A 17270-nucleotide genomic window follows, 5' to 3' on the forward strand; every position below is an offset into this window, starting at 1 on the left:
GACGAACCATCAGCTCGGCTGTCCGCCTGACCTGGGCGGCCGCACGAACCCGGCCGCCCGGTGGCATACGCGGTGCCGATCGGGGGAACGCGTGCCCCCGATGGACCGTCTCCACAAGCGGGGCGGTACGCCATCTGCTGACAATGGCGAAGACCCTCGCGCAGTGTTCGTGCAGGCGCGTCTACGATGGAAGCCTTCACGTCACAGCACCCACCTCGCCGTACCTGAACCGCCGTCAAAAGCTCCCAGGGAAGGCCAGACGAATCCTGATGGGGAACTCAATGTCGTTCATCGGCCGTGACATGGCTGTCGACCTCGGGACCGCCAACACGCTGGTGTACGTCAGGGGTCGCGGGATCGTACTCAACGAGCCGTCCGTCGTCGCGATCAACACCAACACCGGTGGGATCCTCGCGGTCGGCGCCGAGGCGAAGAAGATGATCGGGCGCACGCCGGGCAACATCGTCGCCGTGCGTCCGCTCAAGGACGGCGTGATCGCGGACTTCGAGATCACCGAGCGGATGCTCCGCTACTTCATCCTGAAGATCCACAAGCGGCGGTATCTGGCTCGTCCGCGCGTCGTCGTCTGCGTGCCCTCCGGAATCACCGGTGTCGAGCGCCGCGCCGTCATCGAGGCCTCGTCCCAGGCCGGCGCGCGCCAGGTGCACATCATCGAGGAGCCGATGGCCGCGGCCATCGGCTCCGGCCTGCCGGTCCACGAGGCCACGGGCAACATGGTGGTGGACATCGGCGGCGGCACCACGGAGGTCGCGGTCATCTCGCTCGGCGGCATCGTCACCGCCCAGTCCATCCGCGTCGCGGGCGACGAGCTGGACAACGCCATCATCCAGCACGTCAAGAAGGAGTACTCCCTTCTGCTGGGTGAGCGGACGGCCGAACAGATCAAGCTCACGATCGGTTCCGCGTACGACCTCGACTCCGACGAGCACACCGAAATCCGCGGCCGGGACCTCGTCTCCGGCCTGCCGAAGACCGTCGTCATCTCGGCCGCCGAAGTGCGCAGGGCGATCGAGGAACCGGTCAACGCGATCGTCGACGCGGTCAAGACGACGCTCGACAAGTGCCCGCCGGAGCTGTCCGGCGACATCATGGACCGCGGAATCGTTCTGACCGGCGGCGGCGCACTGCTGCGCGGACTGGACGAGCGGCTGCGCAGTGAGACCGGCATGCCCATCCACATCGCCGAGGACCCGCTGGACAGCGTGGCGCTCGGCTCGGGCAAGTGCGTCGAGGAGTTCGAGGCACTCCAGCAGGTACTTGACGCCCAGCCCCGCAGATGACACAACTCTTCGACTCCGCCGTACGAGATGATCTTTTCTCGTACGGCGGATCGTTGATATAGAGGCTTAAGCTCCCGCAAGCGGGCCCCTTGGGATGGCGCGCGCAGACCGCGCTTCGCCGGGGCCACCCAGTTCCTATGAGGAAGGCACGGCCGCCGCACGTGAGGGACACGAAAGAGAGCCGGCTGCTCCTGGTGCTGCTGATCGCCATCGCGTTCGCGCTGATCACGGTGGACATCCGCGGCGGGGAGAACTCCCCGGTGGACGGTGCCCGGCAGGCCGCCGCCACCGTCTTCGGCCCGATCGAGAACGGCGTGTCGGCCGCGGTGAACCCGGTCGGCAACGCGGTCTCCGCGGTCCGCGACTCCGGCGAACGCCACGACCGGCTCGCCGCGCTGGAGAAGGAGAACGCCGCCCTCAAGGCCGAACTCGGCAGCGACGACCGCAAGCGCAGCCGCCTCACCCAGCTGAACAGGATGCTGAAGCTGGCCGGCGAGGGCCAGTACGGGATCAAGGGTGCCCAGGTCATCGCCATAGGGGCGACCCAGGGCTTCTCCTGGACCATCACCATCGACGCGGGCGCCTCCGACGGCATCCAGCGCGACATGACCGTCCTCAACGCCGACGGACTGGTCGGCCGCGTCACCACCGTGGGCCCCAGCACCTCCACCGTGCTGCTCGCCAACGACCCCGACTTCACCGTCGGCACCCGGATGGAGGGCAGCGACGAACTCGGCTTCGCCTCCGGCCAGGGCGACCGGCCGCTGCGCGTGCAACTCCTCAACGGCAAGTCGGACGTGAAGAAGGGCGACCGCATGGTCACCTTCGGCTCCCAGGCCGACAAGCCCTTCGTGCCGGGCGTCCCGGTCGGTGTCGTCTCCCGCGTCGACCCCTCCGGCGGCGACCTGACCCGAACGGTCTACGTCACGCCGTTCGTCGGCTTCACCAAACTCGACGTCGTCGGCGTCGTCGTCCAGGCCCCGAAGAAGGACCCGCGCGACGAGGTCCTGCCGCCGAAGCCCAAGCCCACCCCGACGCCCACGGTGACCGTGACGGTCACCCCCTCCGCCGACGCCTACGCCCCCGACCGGCCGCAGCAGTAGGAGCCTCACGTCCCATGCGCCTCAACCGGATCCTGCTCTCCACCGCACTGGTCGTCGTCGCCCTGGTGATCCAGGTGAGCGTCCTGTCCCGGCTGCACCTGCCCGGCGCCGTCCCCGACCTGCTGCTGCTCACCGTGCTCGGCCTGGCCATGGTCTACGGCCATGTCGGCGGCGCCCTCGTGGGCTTCGGCGCCGGACTGCTCGCCGACATCGCCCCGCCCGCCGACCACGCCGCCGGCCGCTACGCGCTCGTGCTGTGCGTCATCGGCTACCTCGCCGGACTCATCAAGCCCGAGAACGGCCAGGTCAAATCGGCCACCGGCCCCATGGCCGTGGTGGTGGGCGCCGCCCTCGGCTCCACCCTCCTGTACGCGGGCGTCGGCGCCCTCGTCGGCGACACCGCCGCCCGCCATGTCGGCCTGGGCGGACTGCTGCTGACGGCCGCCGTGTACGACCTGCTGCTCGCGCCCTTCGTCGTCCCCGGCATCATGTGGCTGGCCAGGCGCGCGGAGAACGATCCGCTCGCCGAGACCGGCGCGATCGGCAAGAAGACCGACATCTCCTCCGGCTGGCTCTCCTCCGGCACCGGGCTGAGCATCGGCGGCCGGCGCGGCGCACTCGGCAGCCTGAAGGCCAAGGCCCGCACCCGCACCACCCGGGTCGGCCGCATCAAGGGGGTCAAGCGCCTGTGAGAGCACGGCAGTCGGCCGCTTCACCGGCCGCACAGGTCCGTTACACGCACTGAGGGGGAGGCAGCACCCGTGACCAACATCCCCGAGACCGGCAGGACCCCCCGCGTCCAGACCCGGCTCGTCGTCATCCAGATCCTCGTCCTCTCCCTGCTCGGCACGCTCGGCGGCCGGCTGTGGTACCTGCAGATCCGCGAGGGCGCGCACTACCAGAAGGAAGCCTCCGGCAACCACGTCCAGCAGGTCGTCCAGCCCGCCGTGCGCGGCTCCGTCCTGGACGCCCGCGGTGTGCCGCTCGCCGACAACGAGACCCGGCTGGTGGTCTCCGCCTCCCGCACCGACCTGCTCAAGCAGAAGGACGACGGCAAGGCGGTCCTGACCAAGCTCGCCGGCGTCCTCGGCATGGACGTCGACGAGGTCATGCTGAAGGTCCGGCTGTGCGACGCCAAGACCCCGCAGCCCTGCTGGAACGGCTCGCCGTACCAGCCCATCCCCATCACCGACGAGGCCACCCCGCGCCAGGCCCTGCAGATCCGCGAACGCGCCGAGGACTTCCCCGGCATCACCGCCGAACCCGAGGCCGTGCGCCGTTACCCCGGGCCCGGCAAGTCCAACTCCGCGCAGGTCCTCGGCTACCTCTCACCGGTCACCGACGAGGAGATCCAGCAGGCCAAGGACACCGACTCGCCCTACCTGCGCTCCGACATGGTCGGCCGCTCCGGCCTTGAACGGCAGTACGACCGGGAGCTGCGCGGCAAGGCCGGCGTCACCCGCTACGAGGTCGACAACCTCGGCCGCGTCATCGGCAAGTCCAAGTCGGACCCCGCCGAGACCGGCTCCAGCCTGGTCACCAGCATCGACTCCCGCGTCCAGCGGATCGCCGAGTACGAGCTGGACAAGGCGATGAAGGCCGCCCGGACCCAGTGGGACAAGAACACCAACAGGAACTACAAGGCCGACTCCGGGGCCGTCGTCGTGATGGAGGCCAAGACCGGCCGCATCGTCGCCATGGCGTCCGCGCCCACGTACGACCCGAACGCCTGGGTCGGCGGCATCTCCTCCAAGGACTACAAGGCGCTCACCGGCAAGGACTCCAACTACCCGCTGCTCAACCGGGCCATCCAGGGGCAGTCCGCGCCCGGCTCCACCTTCAAGGTGGTCTCCACGGCCGCCGCGGTCGAGGCCGGCTACGACTTCAACGGCAACTACCCTTGCGTCAGCTCCTACTCGGTCGGCAACCAGGTCTTCAAGAACTTCGAGGGGGAGAACTTCGGCCCGATCTCGCTCGGCCGGGCCCTGGAGGTCTCCTGCGACACCGTCTTCTACTACCTCTCGGACAACGAGTGGAAGAAGGACGGCGGCATCAACCCCAAGAAGGGCAAGCCCAAGGACTACTTCTACAAGGCCGCCCACCAGTTCGGCCTCGGCAAGGAGACCGGCGTCGACCTGCCCAACGAGGTCACCGGCCGCGTCCCCGACCGCGAGTGGAAGCAGCGGTACTGGGAGGCCAACAAGGACGGCTGGTGCAAGACCGGCAAGAAGGACGGCAGCTACGTCGAGAAGATCGCGTACGAGAACTGCCTGGAGGGCAACAGGCTGCGCGAGGGCGACTCGATCAACTACTCCATCGGCCAGGGCGACACCCTCGTCACCCCGATCCAGGAGGCCGTGATCTACGGCGCGATCTCCAACGGCGGCACCATGTACACGCCGACCATCGGCAAGGCGATCATCAGCCCCGACGGCAGGAACGTCACCGAGATCAAGCCCAAGTCGCACGGCAAACTGCCCATCACCCAGGCCACCCGCAACATGATGGACCAGGCCCTGGCCGGCGTGGCCATCCGCGGTACCGCCGCCTGGAAGTTCGCCGGCTGGCCGCAGGACAAGATCCCGCTGCACGCCAAGACCGGTACCGCCGAGGTCTACGGCAAGCAGACCACCTCCTGGCTGGCCACCTACACCAAGGACTACTCGGTCATCATGACCATCGCCCAGGCCGGTACCGGCTCCGGCGCCTCCGGTGAGGCCGTCCGCAACATCTACAGCGCCATGTACGGCGTGCAGGGCGACGGCTCCATCGACAACAAGAAGGCCCTGCTGCCCACCCCGCAGAAGAGCCTGCCGCAGATCCGGCCCGACGGCTCGATCGCCTCCCCGAAGGTCCCCGCCGACCCGGCCAAGGACCAGGAGGAGAACGCCAAGCAGGCCGCCGAGCAGGGCGGCGCCGCACCGAACGACCAGCAGGGCGGCACCACGGCCGGCGACCAGCAGGGCGGCACCACGGCCGGCGACCAGCAGGGCGGCACCTCGCCCAACGACCAGCTGCCGCCGGCGACCACCGCCTCGCCCCCCACAGGCAACCGCCAGACCCGTAGGCGCCAGCGCCGAAGGGGAAGCCGGAGGACCACCGCATGACCGGCGCGAACAGCTTCTCCATCTCCGGATACGGCCCCCAACGCGGCGGCTGGACGCGGGTCTTCGCCCGCGACTCGGCCGCCCGCAGGCTCGACTGGCCGATACTGTTCTGCGCGCTCGCGCTGTCCGCGATCGGCGCCGCCCTGATCTACTCCGCCACCCGCAACCGCACCAACATCAACCAGGGCGACCCGTACTACTTCCTGATGCGGCACCTGATGAACACCGGCATCGGGTTCGCCCTGATGATCGGCACCGTCTGGCTCGGCCACCGCACCCTGCGCAACGTCGTGCCGATCCTGTACGGGCTCTCGGTCGCCGGCGTACTGCTGGTGCTCACCCCGCTCGGCGCCACCATCAACGGCAATCGCAACTGGATCGTCCTCGGCGGCGGCTTCTCCCTCCAGCCCTCCGAGTTCGTGAAGGTCACGATCATCCTCGGCATGGCGATGCTGCTCGCCGCCCGGGTCGACGCGGGCGACAAGACGTACCCCGACCACCGCACGGTCATCCAGTCGCTCGGACTGGCCTCCGTACCGATCATGGTCGTCCTGCTCATGCCCGACCTCGGCACGGTCCTGGTCCTGCTCACCATCATCCTGGGCGTGCTGCTCGCCTCCGGCGCCTCCAACCGCTGGATCTTCGGCCTGCTCACCGCGGGCGTCGTCGGCTGCGTCGCCGTCTGGCAGCTGCACATCCTGGACGAGTACCAGATCAACCGGTTCGCCGCCTTCGCCAACCCCAGCCTCGACCCGGCCGGCGTCGGCTACAACACCAACCAGGCCCGCATCGCCATCGGGTCCGGCGGCCTGACCGGCTCGGGCCTCTTCCACGGCTCCCAGACCACCGGCCAGTTCGTCCCCGAACAGCAGACCGACTTCGTCTTCACGGTCGCGGGCGAGGAACTCGGCTTCGTCGGCGCCGGACTGATCATCCTGCTGCTCGGCGTCGTCCTCTGGCGCGCCTGCCGCATCGCCCGCGAGACGACCGAGCTGTACGGCACCATCGTCGCCGCCGGAATCGTCGCCTGGTTCGCCTTCCAGTCCTTCGAGAACGTCGGCATGACCCTGGGCATCATGCCGGTCACCGGCCTGCCCCTGCCCTTCGTCTCCTACGGCGGCTCGTCGATGTTCGCGGTCTGGGTGGCGGTCGGACTGCTCCAGTCGATCAGAGTGCAGCGGCCCATGTCGGCGTAGCGGCGACCCGCGCCCCCGACCCCTGCCGCCGGACCCCCACCCGCACTAGATTCGGGACATGGCGGACATGAAGGTCGTGGCGGACATGAAGGCGAAAAGGGAGATCGAGCGGAAGTACGAGACCGGCGACGGCGGGCCGCCCGACCTCACCGGCGTCCTGACCGGCGTCGGCCCGGTGGCGGCCGTCGTCGACCAGGGCGCCGCCGAACTCGACGCCGTCTACTACGACACCCCCGACGAACGCCTCACCGCCGGCGGACTCACCCTGCGCCGCCGCACCGGCGGCCACGACGCGGGCTGGCACCTCAAGCTCCCCGTCACCACCGGCGTACGCGACGAGATCCACGCCCCCCTCTCCGACACCGTGCCGCCCGCCCTCGCCGCGCTCGCCCGCTCCCGCGTCCGCGACGGCGAACTGCTCCCGCTGGTCCGCCTCCGCACCCGGCGCGGCACCCGCCACCTCGTCGACGCCGACGGCACCCCCCTCGCCGAGGTCGTCGTCGACGCCGTACGCGCCGAACGGCTGACCGGCCACGGCGGCACCGCCCAGTGGACCGAGATCGAGGTGGAACTCGCCGACGACGGCGACCCGGCCCTCCTCGACGCCGTCGACACCCGCCTGCGCGAGGCGGGCGTACGGCCCTCCCCGGCCCCCTCCAAACTGGCCCGCGCCCTCACCGAGACCGCCCCGCCGGACCAGCCCGCCCCGGCCCGCCACAAGGCCCCGAAGACGGCCGGCGACCACGTCCTCGCCTACCTGCGCGCCCAGCGCGACGCCCTCGTCGCCCTCGACCCCGCCGTCCGCCGCGACGAATACGACTCCGTCCACCGCATGCGCGTCGCCACCCGCCGCCTGCGCAGCGCCCTGCGCACCTACCGCACGGTCCTGGACCGGACCGCCACCGACCCGCTCCGCGCCGAACTGAAACAGCTCGCCACCGAACTCGGCCGCGACCGTGATCAGGAAGTCCTCACCGAACACCTCACCGCCGCCCTCGACGACCTGCCCTACACCCTGGTCACCGGCCCCGTCCGCACCCGGCTGCGGACCTGGTCGGGAACCGCCCACGGCGACGCGCGCCGACGGATCGTCGCCGACCTCGACAGCGACCGCCACCTGGCCCTCCTCGACGCACTGGACGCCCTGCTGGCCGACCCGCCGCTGCGCCCGGCGGCCGCCGGCAAACCGGCCAAGGTGATCGCCAAGGCCGTCCGCAAGGAACTCGCGGCGCTCTCCGCCCTGCTCCGGCAGGCCCTCGACCTGCCGCCGGGCCACGACCGCGACCTCGCCCTGCACGAGGCCCGCAAGAGGGCCAAGGCCACCCGGTACGCGGCCGAGGCGGCCGTACCCGCCCTGGGCGATCCGGCCTCCGCCCTGGTGAAGGCGGCGAAGTCGCTGCAGAGCCTGCTCGGCGACCATCAGGACAGCGTCATGGCCCGTCGTACCCTGCGCGAACTGGCCGGACAGGCGCACACGGCGGGGGAGAGCGCCTTCACGTACGGGGTGCTGTACGGGCGCGAGGAGCAGCGGGCCGCCGAGCTGGAGGCGCGACTGCCGGAGACCTGGCGGGCGATCAAGAAGGACAACAAGCAGGTCAAGCAGGCCAAGAAGGGCAGGAAGGCCAAGCAGGTCAAGAAGGGGACGGCCCTCTGAGGGCTCCCCGGGGCTCCCCGCGAGCGCCTTCCGGGCGTTCGGGCGAGGTCCGGGACCGGGTTACGCTTGATGGTCATCCCTGTCAGCTCACGAAGGTCCGTCGAGATGCCTGCCGAAGCCGCCGAGACCGTCGAGTCCGTGTTCCCGCAACTCGAAGCTCTGCTCCCGCATGTGCAGAAGCCGATCCAGTACGTCGGCGGAGAACTCAACTCCACGGTCAAGCCCTGGGAGTCCTGCGACGTCCGCTGGGCACTCATGTACCCGGACGCCTACGAGGTCGGGCTGCCCAACCAGGGCGTCATGATCCTCTACGAGGTCCTCAACGAGCGCGAGGGGGTCCTGGCCGAGCGCACCTACAGCGTGTGGCCCGACCTGGAGGCGCTGATGCGGGAGCACGGCGTCCCGCAGTTCACGGTGGACGGCCACCGCCCGGTGAAGGCCTTCGACGTCTTCGGCCTGTCCTTCTCCACGGAGCTGGGCTACACCAACATGCTGACGGCCCTGGACCTGGCCGGTATCCCCCTGGAGGCCAGGGACCGCACGATCGACGACCCGATCGTGATGGCGGGCGGCCACGCGGCCTTCAACCCCGAGCCGATCGCCGACTTCATCGACTGCGCGGTCATCGGCGACGGCGAGCAGGCGGTGCTGGAGGTCACGGAGATCATCCGCGCCTGGAAGGCGGAGGGCCGCCCGGGCGGGCGCGAGGAACTCCTCTTCCGCCTGGCGCGGACGGGCGGGGTGTACGTGCCCGGCTTCTACGACGTCGAGTACCTGCCCGACGGCCGCATCGGCCGCGTGGTGCCCAACAAGTCGGGCGTGCCGTGGCGCGTGTCGAAGCACACGGTGATGGACCTGGACGAGTGGCCGTACCCGAAGCAGCCGCTGGTGCCGCTGGCGGAGACGGTCCACGAGCGCATGTCGGTCGAGATCTTCCGCGGCTGCACGCGGGGATGCCGCTTCTGCCAGGCCGGCATGATCACCCGCCCGGTCCGCGAGCGCTCCATCACGGGCATCGGGGACATGGTGGAGGCCGGTCTGAAGGCGACGGGCTTCGAGGAGGTGGGCCTGCTCTCCCTGTCCTCGGCCGACCACACGGAGATCGCCGACGTCGCCAAGGGCCTCGCCGACCGCTACGAGGCCGACAAGATCGGCCTCTCGCTGCCCTCCACCCGCGTGGACGCCTTCAACATCGACCTGGCGAACGAGCTGACCCGCAACGGCCGCCGCTCGGGCCTCACCTTCGCCCCGGAGGGCGGCTCCGAGCGCATCCGCAAGGTCATCAACAAGATGGTCTCGGAGGACGACCTGATCCGCACCGTCGCCACGGCCTACGGCAACGGCTGGCGCCAGGTGAAGCTGTACTTCATGTGCGGTCTGCCCACGGAGACGGACGAGGACGTCCTCCAGATCGCCGACATGGCGACCCGCGTGATCCAGAAGGGCCGCGAGGTCTCCGGCTCCAACGACATCCGCTGCACGGTCTCGATCGGCGGCTTCGTCCCCAAGCCGCACACCCCCTTCCAGTGGGCGCCCCAGCTCTCCGCCGAGGGGACGGACGCCCGGCTGCAGCGGCTCCGCGACAAGATCCGCGGCGACAAGAAGTACGGCCGCTCGATCGGCTTCCGCTACCACGACGGCAAGCCCGGCATCGTCGAGGGCCTGCTCTCGCGCGGCGACCGCCGTATCGGCGCCGTCATCCGCGCGGTCTACGAGGACGGCGGCCGCTTCGACGGCTGGCGCGAGCACTTCTCCTACGACCGCTGGATGGCTTGCGCGGACAAGGCCCTCGTCCCCTTCGGCGTGGACGTCGACTGGTACACCACCCGCGAGCGCACCTACGAGGAGGTCCTCCCCTGGGACCACCTCGACTCCGGCCTCGACAAGGACTGGCTCTGGGAGGACTGGCAGGACGCCCTCGACGAAACAGAGGTCGACGACTGCCGCTGGACCCCGTGCTTCGACTGCGGGGTGTGCCCGCAGATGGATACTTGGGTACAAGTAGGCCCGACCGGCAAGAAGTTGCTGCCGCTGACGGTCAAGAACGCAGGCCAGGCACCCACTTCGAGTGGTCACGAGCACTGAGGTGAGCGAGGCGCTCGATCGGGTAATGGAGGCGCTGGCGGGGGCGAGCGAGGAAGAAGTGGCTGCGGCGTTGTCCGAGCTTGCTGCCCCGCGCCCTTGCCCGCCGCTGTTGGCGTCTTCCCGAACGCCGCTGCCGGCCCCGAGAGGGGCCTCACAGATCGTCTCCGAGGTGGAGTGGGTCTGAGGAGCCACGTGATGGTTGCACGCGACTTGGCGCCCCCTCGAGTCCCACTCCTCGCCCTGTGGACTCAATGGCGTTTGGGTGGTCTCAGTGGTTGTCAGATCCTAGCGGCAACTGGCACGACGCTGTATATACTTGCCCACACCCACCAGCACCATGGTTCACCAAATTAACACCCCGATCCCTGCATGAGGAATGCAGAGAGCGGGGTGTTAATAACGTTCGGGATCTGCAAGCGCAGGGCCGGGGGAAAATTGCCGCAATTTTTCAAGCAAGTCAAATTTCAGGCAGAAGATTTTAATCATACTGGCCTGAATGTGCATGTTCATGAGGGGCGAGAGACTGACGCGGCAGTCCTTTTTGTGCACGGGCTGGGGGGATCGGGGTATGGCACATGGGGCATGTGGCCAGAGCTCGTCTTTGAGCAAGAGACTGTGCAGCCACTCGACGTCGCCGTTTTTCAGTACTCAAGCTTTCACAAGGCTTGGCGAAACTGGAAACTGGGTGCAGATCTTCCTTTCCATGTGGGGCAACTTGCTGATTGGATCAGAGTCCTAAGCGAAGACTATGGATATTCTGACATTTACCTCGTCGCCCATAGCCTTGGTGGCCTCGTAGTTGAATCGGCCGTATACGAGTACCTGATGCAGCTGGGTAAAAAGGCGCGGGATCTTACTCCCGTTGCCGCTCTATTTTTGTTGGCCGCCCCCAGGACGGGCGCCGGCCTAGCTCTCAGTGCCCTTAGGAACGTGTTCCCGGAGTTTGAATGGCTGCGCCGCAAGTCTCCGCAGCTAATGAAGGCCGAGTCATACTTCCGTAGCAATGTTGAGAGTCTCGGAAGTGCCGCGTCTGCAGGCTACTATGAATATCTAATTCCGCGCTATTCGGCCATGGCGGGTGGCGATCGCGTCGTATCCAAGATGAGTGGCTTGTTCGGCGTTCCGGAGCAGCAACGTCTACGCCTGAACGGGAATCATCGCACAATCGTGAAACCCGATGCGAAAAACCAGGGACAACATCAACGATTGCTTAAGATCGTTAAACAGTCAAATGACATCAGGCAGGCGTGGCGCATCCAGGCTCGTCACGATGCACGGTTCGATTCGAGCCCCAGACCACAGGTGCCGCTACTTGTCACAGAACTAAGCGGTGACGACATTGATGTCGATTGGGAGAGGGCATATAACAGGGGGTGCTTGCAATCGTCTTCGGGTGATGTGCAGGTGTCCGACCGACGCAACTCTCTGGTCACCTCAGTACAGCCCACAGACATCCTAATTACCGTTCATGACGCTCAGAGCGTGCTCGATGGAAATCAGCGTTGCAGGGTCGTGATTGATAAGGCATTCGAACGGCATCAGACCCAAGAGGAGCTCACGCTGCTAATTGTAGTGGTAGGTCCAAACCATGAGCGGGCCGTCGACGTCGTGCAATCTTGGTTGCCAGATCCGCCCTACCGATCCCTTAGCTTTGAAGGAGTCGAGAACCCAGGTGGCTTGACTGGCGTAGTGGCTGCTTGGACTGAAGTGATGATCGAGCGAGACCCAATACGGTGGCCTCGAAGCGCTGCAGGGCAGTTTTATGGAGCGGAAGGAAATGATTTCGTATGAACCTGTCGTGGGTTGCTGCCGTGCTCCAGCCACATGATGTGGCAATTCATCCAAATTTCCGCGACGAGACCTCTTCGCAAGACCCGGTGGGCCAGTTTGCCGCGCTAATTATCGGGGGAGACTGGGGTCACCAGCTTCAGGACGGCAATCGGAACGACGCCGCTGTGATCTATGCGGAGCAGAGCTTCAGGTCTGAGACAATTGCTGAAGGAGCCGAAGGTCTAATTCAACAAGCCTTTTCGCGGAATCAAAAGGACGTAGGGCGATCCACGGCTTTGGTGCTTCTTGCTTGCTGCGCGTTGGCGGAAATGGAGGAGTATGACAAGTGCGATTCCATTTTGACGGAAATGCTTGCACGGACAGGTAAGAGCGCACCGGGCCGGCTCGCTCGAGCTGCACTCCTGCAGCAGCGTGCTCTCCGACGTCGTGATGCGGGAAAGAAATATGTGGACGACATCTTTACCGCGGCGCGCATTTTGGAAGATCTCGAACCCGAAGATTTTCCGAAGTTCCGTCTTGGCCCTGGTGTTAATGGAACTTCTGTGGATACGACGCGAAGGATTATTTATGCACTCAAGCGCTCCGCGTGGAGTCTGACTCCGTACGACCTAGACGATGATTTGCCGTTCTCGTCGTTCCCGTCACATATGGAGCGAATTAAGAGGCCGCCGTCTGATCGGTTGCTAAGGATCGCTGCAGATCGGGCTTCCAGCTATTCGGAGCACGTGCGCAGGAGCTTTATTAGGAATTACGGACGCTCGCAAACTATTACAGTCGGCCAATCCCAGGTCGATCTCTTTCATGAGACCTTGGGGCTCGAACTACTGGGACATGCTGAAGTTTATAGGGCGCGAAGGGATCTCGCTCTTCTGCGACTGGTGCAGCATATTGAAGGTGTCACGTCTGGTAATATCCAGGACGCTTTGCGTCTTTTGAGGCATGCCGGAGCCACAAAAGAGCTAGAACTTGCTTTGGAGTACGTTCGCTCTGCGGGTCCTCTTTCGCTACTTAGCTGGGATGCGCGGCAGATTATTCTTCGACGCTCTTCGCCCAGCAGGTTGCGAGTTCCGGAGCTCCTGGTACTACGCGCTGCGGCGGAAATGATGGCGTTGCCGGAAGCCGCGCACGCTCTGCGGATTGTTCTGGCCTCTATCTCGGCAGGAGGGCCGCCTGATGTAACTGGTTCATGGCAGCACCCTGCGCTGAGGATCAGCACATCTTGGCAAACTGCTGCTGTTCTATCGAGCGTGTGCCAGAGGAGTGATGAGGTAGCCAAGCTTCTACTAACGGAAGTTTGCGCCAAGCGCTCATATAACGAGTTGTATGATCAGGGATTCGCGAAGGCGCTTAGGGTGATTCCTTGGAGTGAAGTTTCGGAACCCGTAAGAGCTAGGTGGGCCAATTGGCTGAACGGTGAGCTCAGTGAGGCTCTCCCTGACACTGCCGAGGCAGTGTCGATCGGATTGGGGCGCCTGGTATTCAAGAGCGAGGCATTCTCCGGGCTAGACGAAATCGCGAGGAGGCTGAATGTAGCTATCGTTGAGAGTGCGGCCAGGCTCCAAAATGATGAGGTGGCTGAAGCTGTGAGGTCGGTAAGGGAAGCTCTTGATGCAATCCGCGAATCTGCGTCCCGAGGTTCCTTTTCTTTCGGATCTCGCTCGGCATCAGATGTCGGCGCTATGTTGATTAGTGAATACGAGCCAGCTCACGAACTTTGGGACTCTCTGGCACGCTTCCTTACTTCGAATCAGATTTCTCGTTTCGATCGTAGCCCAGCATTTGAGCGCTTGGCCCGGGAAACGCCACCGATGCCCTCTCGGGTTCGCCGAATTTTTGAGGCCAAGGTCGGTGACGTACTGAAGAGTGCAGGTAATTCTGCGCCGTGGGGAGAAGCGACGGTTCCCTACCCGTCGGCCCTCAGGTTCTTTATTTCATATGGCCTACTCCAGGATGCGCGCATCATTTCTGCTCTTGCGGAATTGGGTGGTAGTGGAGATCTGGAAGCGAGGAGAGAGGCAGCTCGAACGCTCGCGGCCTTGGCTTCGCACAGGTCTGAAAGCTGGGTGCTGCCGTTCGCCTTGCAGATGAGTCACGCATCTGATGTCGCAATTAAAGCCAACGCGGCGCGTTCCCTGGTGCGTATAGCGGCTGTTGATGGGGAGCTGAATGAGGTGGCGACTCAGCGCCTAGTGGACCTTCTCAGTAACGAAGATGGCCTACTCGTTCCTCTCTATGTCGTACGAGAACTGGCCGATTTGCGGGAATTGCCAGAATCTATTGCAGGGGCGATTGATCGCCTCGCTCAAGACCATCCGTCAGGGAGAATTCGCCGAGCGGCATCCGACTGGCGTAGGCAGGCATGATGGCTCATTAGGCCTGTGCCTATGGGGTGCTAAGAGAACGACCGAACTGTCGGCGGTTGGCCTGACAACAGGCAGACTTGGCAAACGCTTCGCGGGTACTTCATCACGCTCACTGCACACCGTACTTGACCGGCCTCCGGGTGCGTGGTGCGTGGACCTGCCTCTCGTTTCGTAGCTCGTACCCGGATACGGTCGAAGCCGTATCCGGCGCACGGCGGGCTGGTCACCCTCGGACGTGCGCTGGTTGATCGCGCGCGACTAGGGGAGCTGGTACGGGCATGGCGGTTGACGCTGTTCGGTCGGAAGAGGGGTTCACGTCGGCGGGGGCTGCGCGGGTGATGAGTGCCGCGTGCCGGGCTGCGGGGCTCGATGACAGGGGCGCGGAGTTGCTCCGGCTCGGGGAGAACGCGTTGTTCCGGCTGGCCTCGGTGCCGGTGGTGGTGCGTGTGGCTCGTGGGCGGGAGTGGCTGACGACGGCTCGCAAAGAGGTTGCTGTTTCACGGTGGTTGGCTGGTGAAGGGTTCCCGGCTGCTCGTATCGTCGAGGATCTGGAGCTGCCGCTCATGATCGCTGGCCACCCCGTGACTTTCTGGCATCTGATTGTTGAGGGGGACCGGAAGGCCACGTATGGGGAGTTGGGGGCCATCCTGCGGGAGCTGCACGCCTTGGAGGTGCCGGACGGGCTTGAGCTGCCCTCGTTCGATCCCTTCGACAAGCAGCAGCGGCGGCTCGATCTGGCCGTGATCCCGGAGGACGACAAGGTGTTCCTTCGGAAGCGGTGGCGCGAGCTGCGGGACAGGTACGCAGAGCTGCGCTTTGCGACGCACAAGGGGCCGGTGCACGGTGACGCGCACGTGCAGAACCTCATGGTGGATGATCAGGGGCAGGTCATCCTGATCGACTTCGAAGCCTTCTGCTTCGATCATCCCGAGTGGGATCTCATGGTCACGGCTGTTGAGCACCACAGCCTTGGGTGGCAGACCGATGAGCAGTACGCCGACTTCGTGGCCGCGTACGGGCGTGACCTGTATGACTGGCCCGGGTACGAGACTTTGCGGGGGCTGCAAGAGTTCGGCATGACGACGTGGCTCATGCAGAACGTGCAGGAGGACGAGAGGACGGCGGCCGAGTACCGCCGGCGCATCGCTGCCCTGCGCAATGACGATGCGCCGCGCGACTGGCGGCCCTGGTAGCCGTCATTCCTCGTCGTCCAGGCGGGCGAGTGCATCCCGTACCTGGTCGTTGAAGGCGGCCACGATCGGGTTCGCCGCGTGGGCGCTCACCTCGGCCTGGAAGTCGGTGACGTAGCGCTGGAAGTCGGTGACGTAGCGCTGGAAGCGGGCGGACTGGAGGGAGTCGCCGCCGTCGACGGCGAGGCTCGCGGTGGTGACGGCGGCCTCCAGCTCGCCGTTCAGTAGCTGGCTCTGCGCCAGCACCATGCGGCAGAACCCGAGGGTGCGGGCGTACTTCGGGTCGGTGCTGTCCACGGCGCGCTGTGCCTGTTCGACTGCTTCACGGCGCATCTTGAGGTCGCGGAAGCAGTGGCAGAGTTCGCCCATGAGTTCCGCGGAGTCGAAGTAGGCGAGCCACGCGGGGTCTTCGGCTGTGCCGGCGTGCTGGAAGTGGCGTTCTGCCTCGTTCATCGCACGGCCTGCCGCGATGCGGTCGCCTGCGTTGGACAGGGCGCGGGCCTCCATCGCTGCGTAGTTCGCCATGGCGCGCGGGGTGGCTCGGCCCTTGGCCCCCTCGACTGCGGCGCGGGCCAGTTGAATGGCTTGCGTGTGGTGGCCGAGATAGTTGGCCTGGTGACTGAGGTTGCCGAGGATGCGGGCGCCGAACATGCGGTCGTCGATGACCTGGGTCAGGCGCAGCGTGGAAGTCAGGTAGCGGTGGGCGAGCCGGTGGTTTCCGGTGTCGTACGCGGTCCAGGCGAGCAACTGCGAGACCTCTGCGGCTGCGCTGAATAACGCGGTGCCCGTCTTCTCGCTGTAGCTGGCGTTCAGCAGGGGCAGGACCTCGTGACGGAAGTAGTGGCGTAGAGCTTTGTGGCCGTGGCCTCCGCCGTACTTGAAGTCGAGTTGCATGAACATGCTGGCCGCGTCCCTGATGGCGCGGACGTCGCGCATGCCGACTCGTTGGTGCGCGGGGCGGTCGGCCTGGATGCCGTCGGGGCGCGCGATCATCCATGACAGGACCGCTGAGCTGAGTTCTCCGTCCGCGATGGTCAGCTGATCGGCGGTCGGGGCTTCGGCGCGCTCGTCGGCAAGGCTGCCCAACAGGGACAGCGCCTCCGGCACCGTGCTGGGGTATCCGACTGGCTCAGGGGCGGCCGGCCGTGCGAGATCGAAGAAGCCGAGATTGCCCGGCGTGATGCGACGGCCCAGTTTGGCGCTCAGGACGTCCGCCATGATCGCTGCTGTCTGCGGCTGGATGCCCGAACCCTCGCGCCATCGCTTCACGGAGACGTGTGTCGTTCCAAGGCTCACGCCGCGTTGCGCGGCGGCATCCTGCATCCGCTTCGCCAGGCCCTTGTTCGAGACCTTGGCCTCGTCCATGACGGCGATCAACTGCGCGTTCGGCTCTCGGTTCATGCTCCCCTGCCAACCCGAGAATGACGGCGAATGTTCATCGTGTCACAGCAGTCTCTCGCCAGGGGGTTCATCGGTGAAC

At 66.1% G+C, this 17270-nt stretch carries 11 protein-coding genes; 10 read left to right on the forward strand and 1 reads right to left on the reverse strand.

The features are described 5' to 3' along the window. The first annotated feature begins 281 nt into the window (after positions 1-281). The 10 genes from ACIP4X_RS20565 to ACIP4X_RS20610 all read left to right on the forward strand — a co-directional run bounded on the left by ACIP4X_RS20565 (position 282) and on the right by ACIP4X_RS20610 (position 15793). Complete coding sequence (locus ACIP4X_RS20565; RefSeq protein ID WP_100566843.1) at positions 282-1301, forward strand: rod shape-determining protein; 1020 nt, start codon at positions 282-284, stop codon at positions 1299-1301. A 161-nt stretch (positions 1302-1462) separates the two neighbouring features. Further along, on the forward strand, positions 1463-2404 hold the full coding sequence (mreC, locus tag ACIP4X_RS20570) for a rod shape-determining protein MreC (protein ID WP_358728588.1): 942 nt from the start codon (positions 1463-1465) through the stop codon (positions 2402-2404). A 14-nt stretch (positions 2405-2418) separates the two neighbouring features. Next, positions 2419-3096: a rod shape-determining protein MreD gene (gene mreD / locus ACIP4X_RS20575; protein ID WP_391453013.1), complete on the forward strand. Its 678-nt coding sequence runs from the start codon at positions 2419-2421 to the stop codon at positions 3094-3096. A gap of 69 nt (positions 3097-3165) precedes the next feature. After that, on the forward strand, positions 3166-5511 hold the full coding sequence (gene mrdA, locus ACIP4X_RS20580) for a penicillin-binding protein 2 (RefSeq protein WP_358728592.1): 2346 nt from the start codon (positions 3166-3168) through the stop codon (positions 5509-5511). Next, positions 5508-6707, forward strand: a complete 1200-nt coding sequence (gene rodA, locus ACIP4X_RS20585; protein ID WP_358728594.1) for a rod shape-determining protein RodA — start codon at positions 5508-5510, stop codon at positions 6705-6707. Before mrdA ends, rodA begins: the two co-directional genes overlap by 4 nt. A gap of 58 nt (positions 6708-6765) precedes the next feature. Then, positions 6766-8361 (forward strand): CHAD domain-containing protein, encoded by a 1596-nt coding sequence (locus tag ACIP4X_RS20590; protein ID WP_391453016.1) that lies wholly within the window; start codon positions 6766-6768, stop codon positions 8359-8361. A gap of 105 nt (positions 8362-8466) precedes the next feature. Continuing rightward, a complete protein-coding gene (locus ACIP4X_RS20595; protein ID WP_358728596.1) occupies positions 8467-10446 on the forward strand; it encodes a TIGR03960 family B12-binding radical SAM protein in 1980 nt (659 codons plus the stop codon). 369 nt (positions 10447-10815) lie between these two features. Continuing rightward, entirely contained in the window at positions 10816-12237 is a 1422-nt protein-coding gene (locus ACIP4X_RS20600; protein WP_358728598.1) for an alpha/beta fold hydrolase, read from the forward strand. Beyond that, on the forward strand, positions 12234-14600 hold the full coding sequence (locus ACIP4X_RS20605) for a hypothetical protein (protein ID WP_358728600.1): 2367 nt from the start codon (positions 12234-12236) through the stop codon (positions 14598-14600). Before ACIP4X_RS20600 ends, ACIP4X_RS20605 begins: the two co-directional genes overlap by 4 nt. 278 nt (positions 14601-14878) lie before the next feature. Beyond that, positions 14879-15793: an aminoglycoside phosphotransferase family protein gene (locus ACIP4X_RS20610; RefSeq protein ID WP_358728602.1), complete on the forward strand. Its 915-nt coding sequence runs from the start codon at positions 14879-14881 to the stop codon at positions 15791-15793. Positions 15794-15796: 3 nt separating this feature from the next. Here the strand turns inward: ACIP4X_RS20610 and ACIP4X_RS20615 are convergent, their stop codons facing one another. Further along, complete coding sequence (locus ACIP4X_RS20615) at positions 15797-17191, reverse strand: sporulation protein (RefSeq protein WP_401349849.1); 1395 nt, start codon at positions 17189-17191, stop codon at positions 15797-15799. Positions 17192-17270: the final 79 nt, after the last annotated feature.

Source organism: Streptomyces sp. NPDC088817 (assembly GCF_044750345.1).
In the GTDB taxonomy this organism is placed as follows: Bacteria; Actinomycetota; Actinomycetes; order Streptomycetales; family Streptomycetaceae; genus Streptomyces.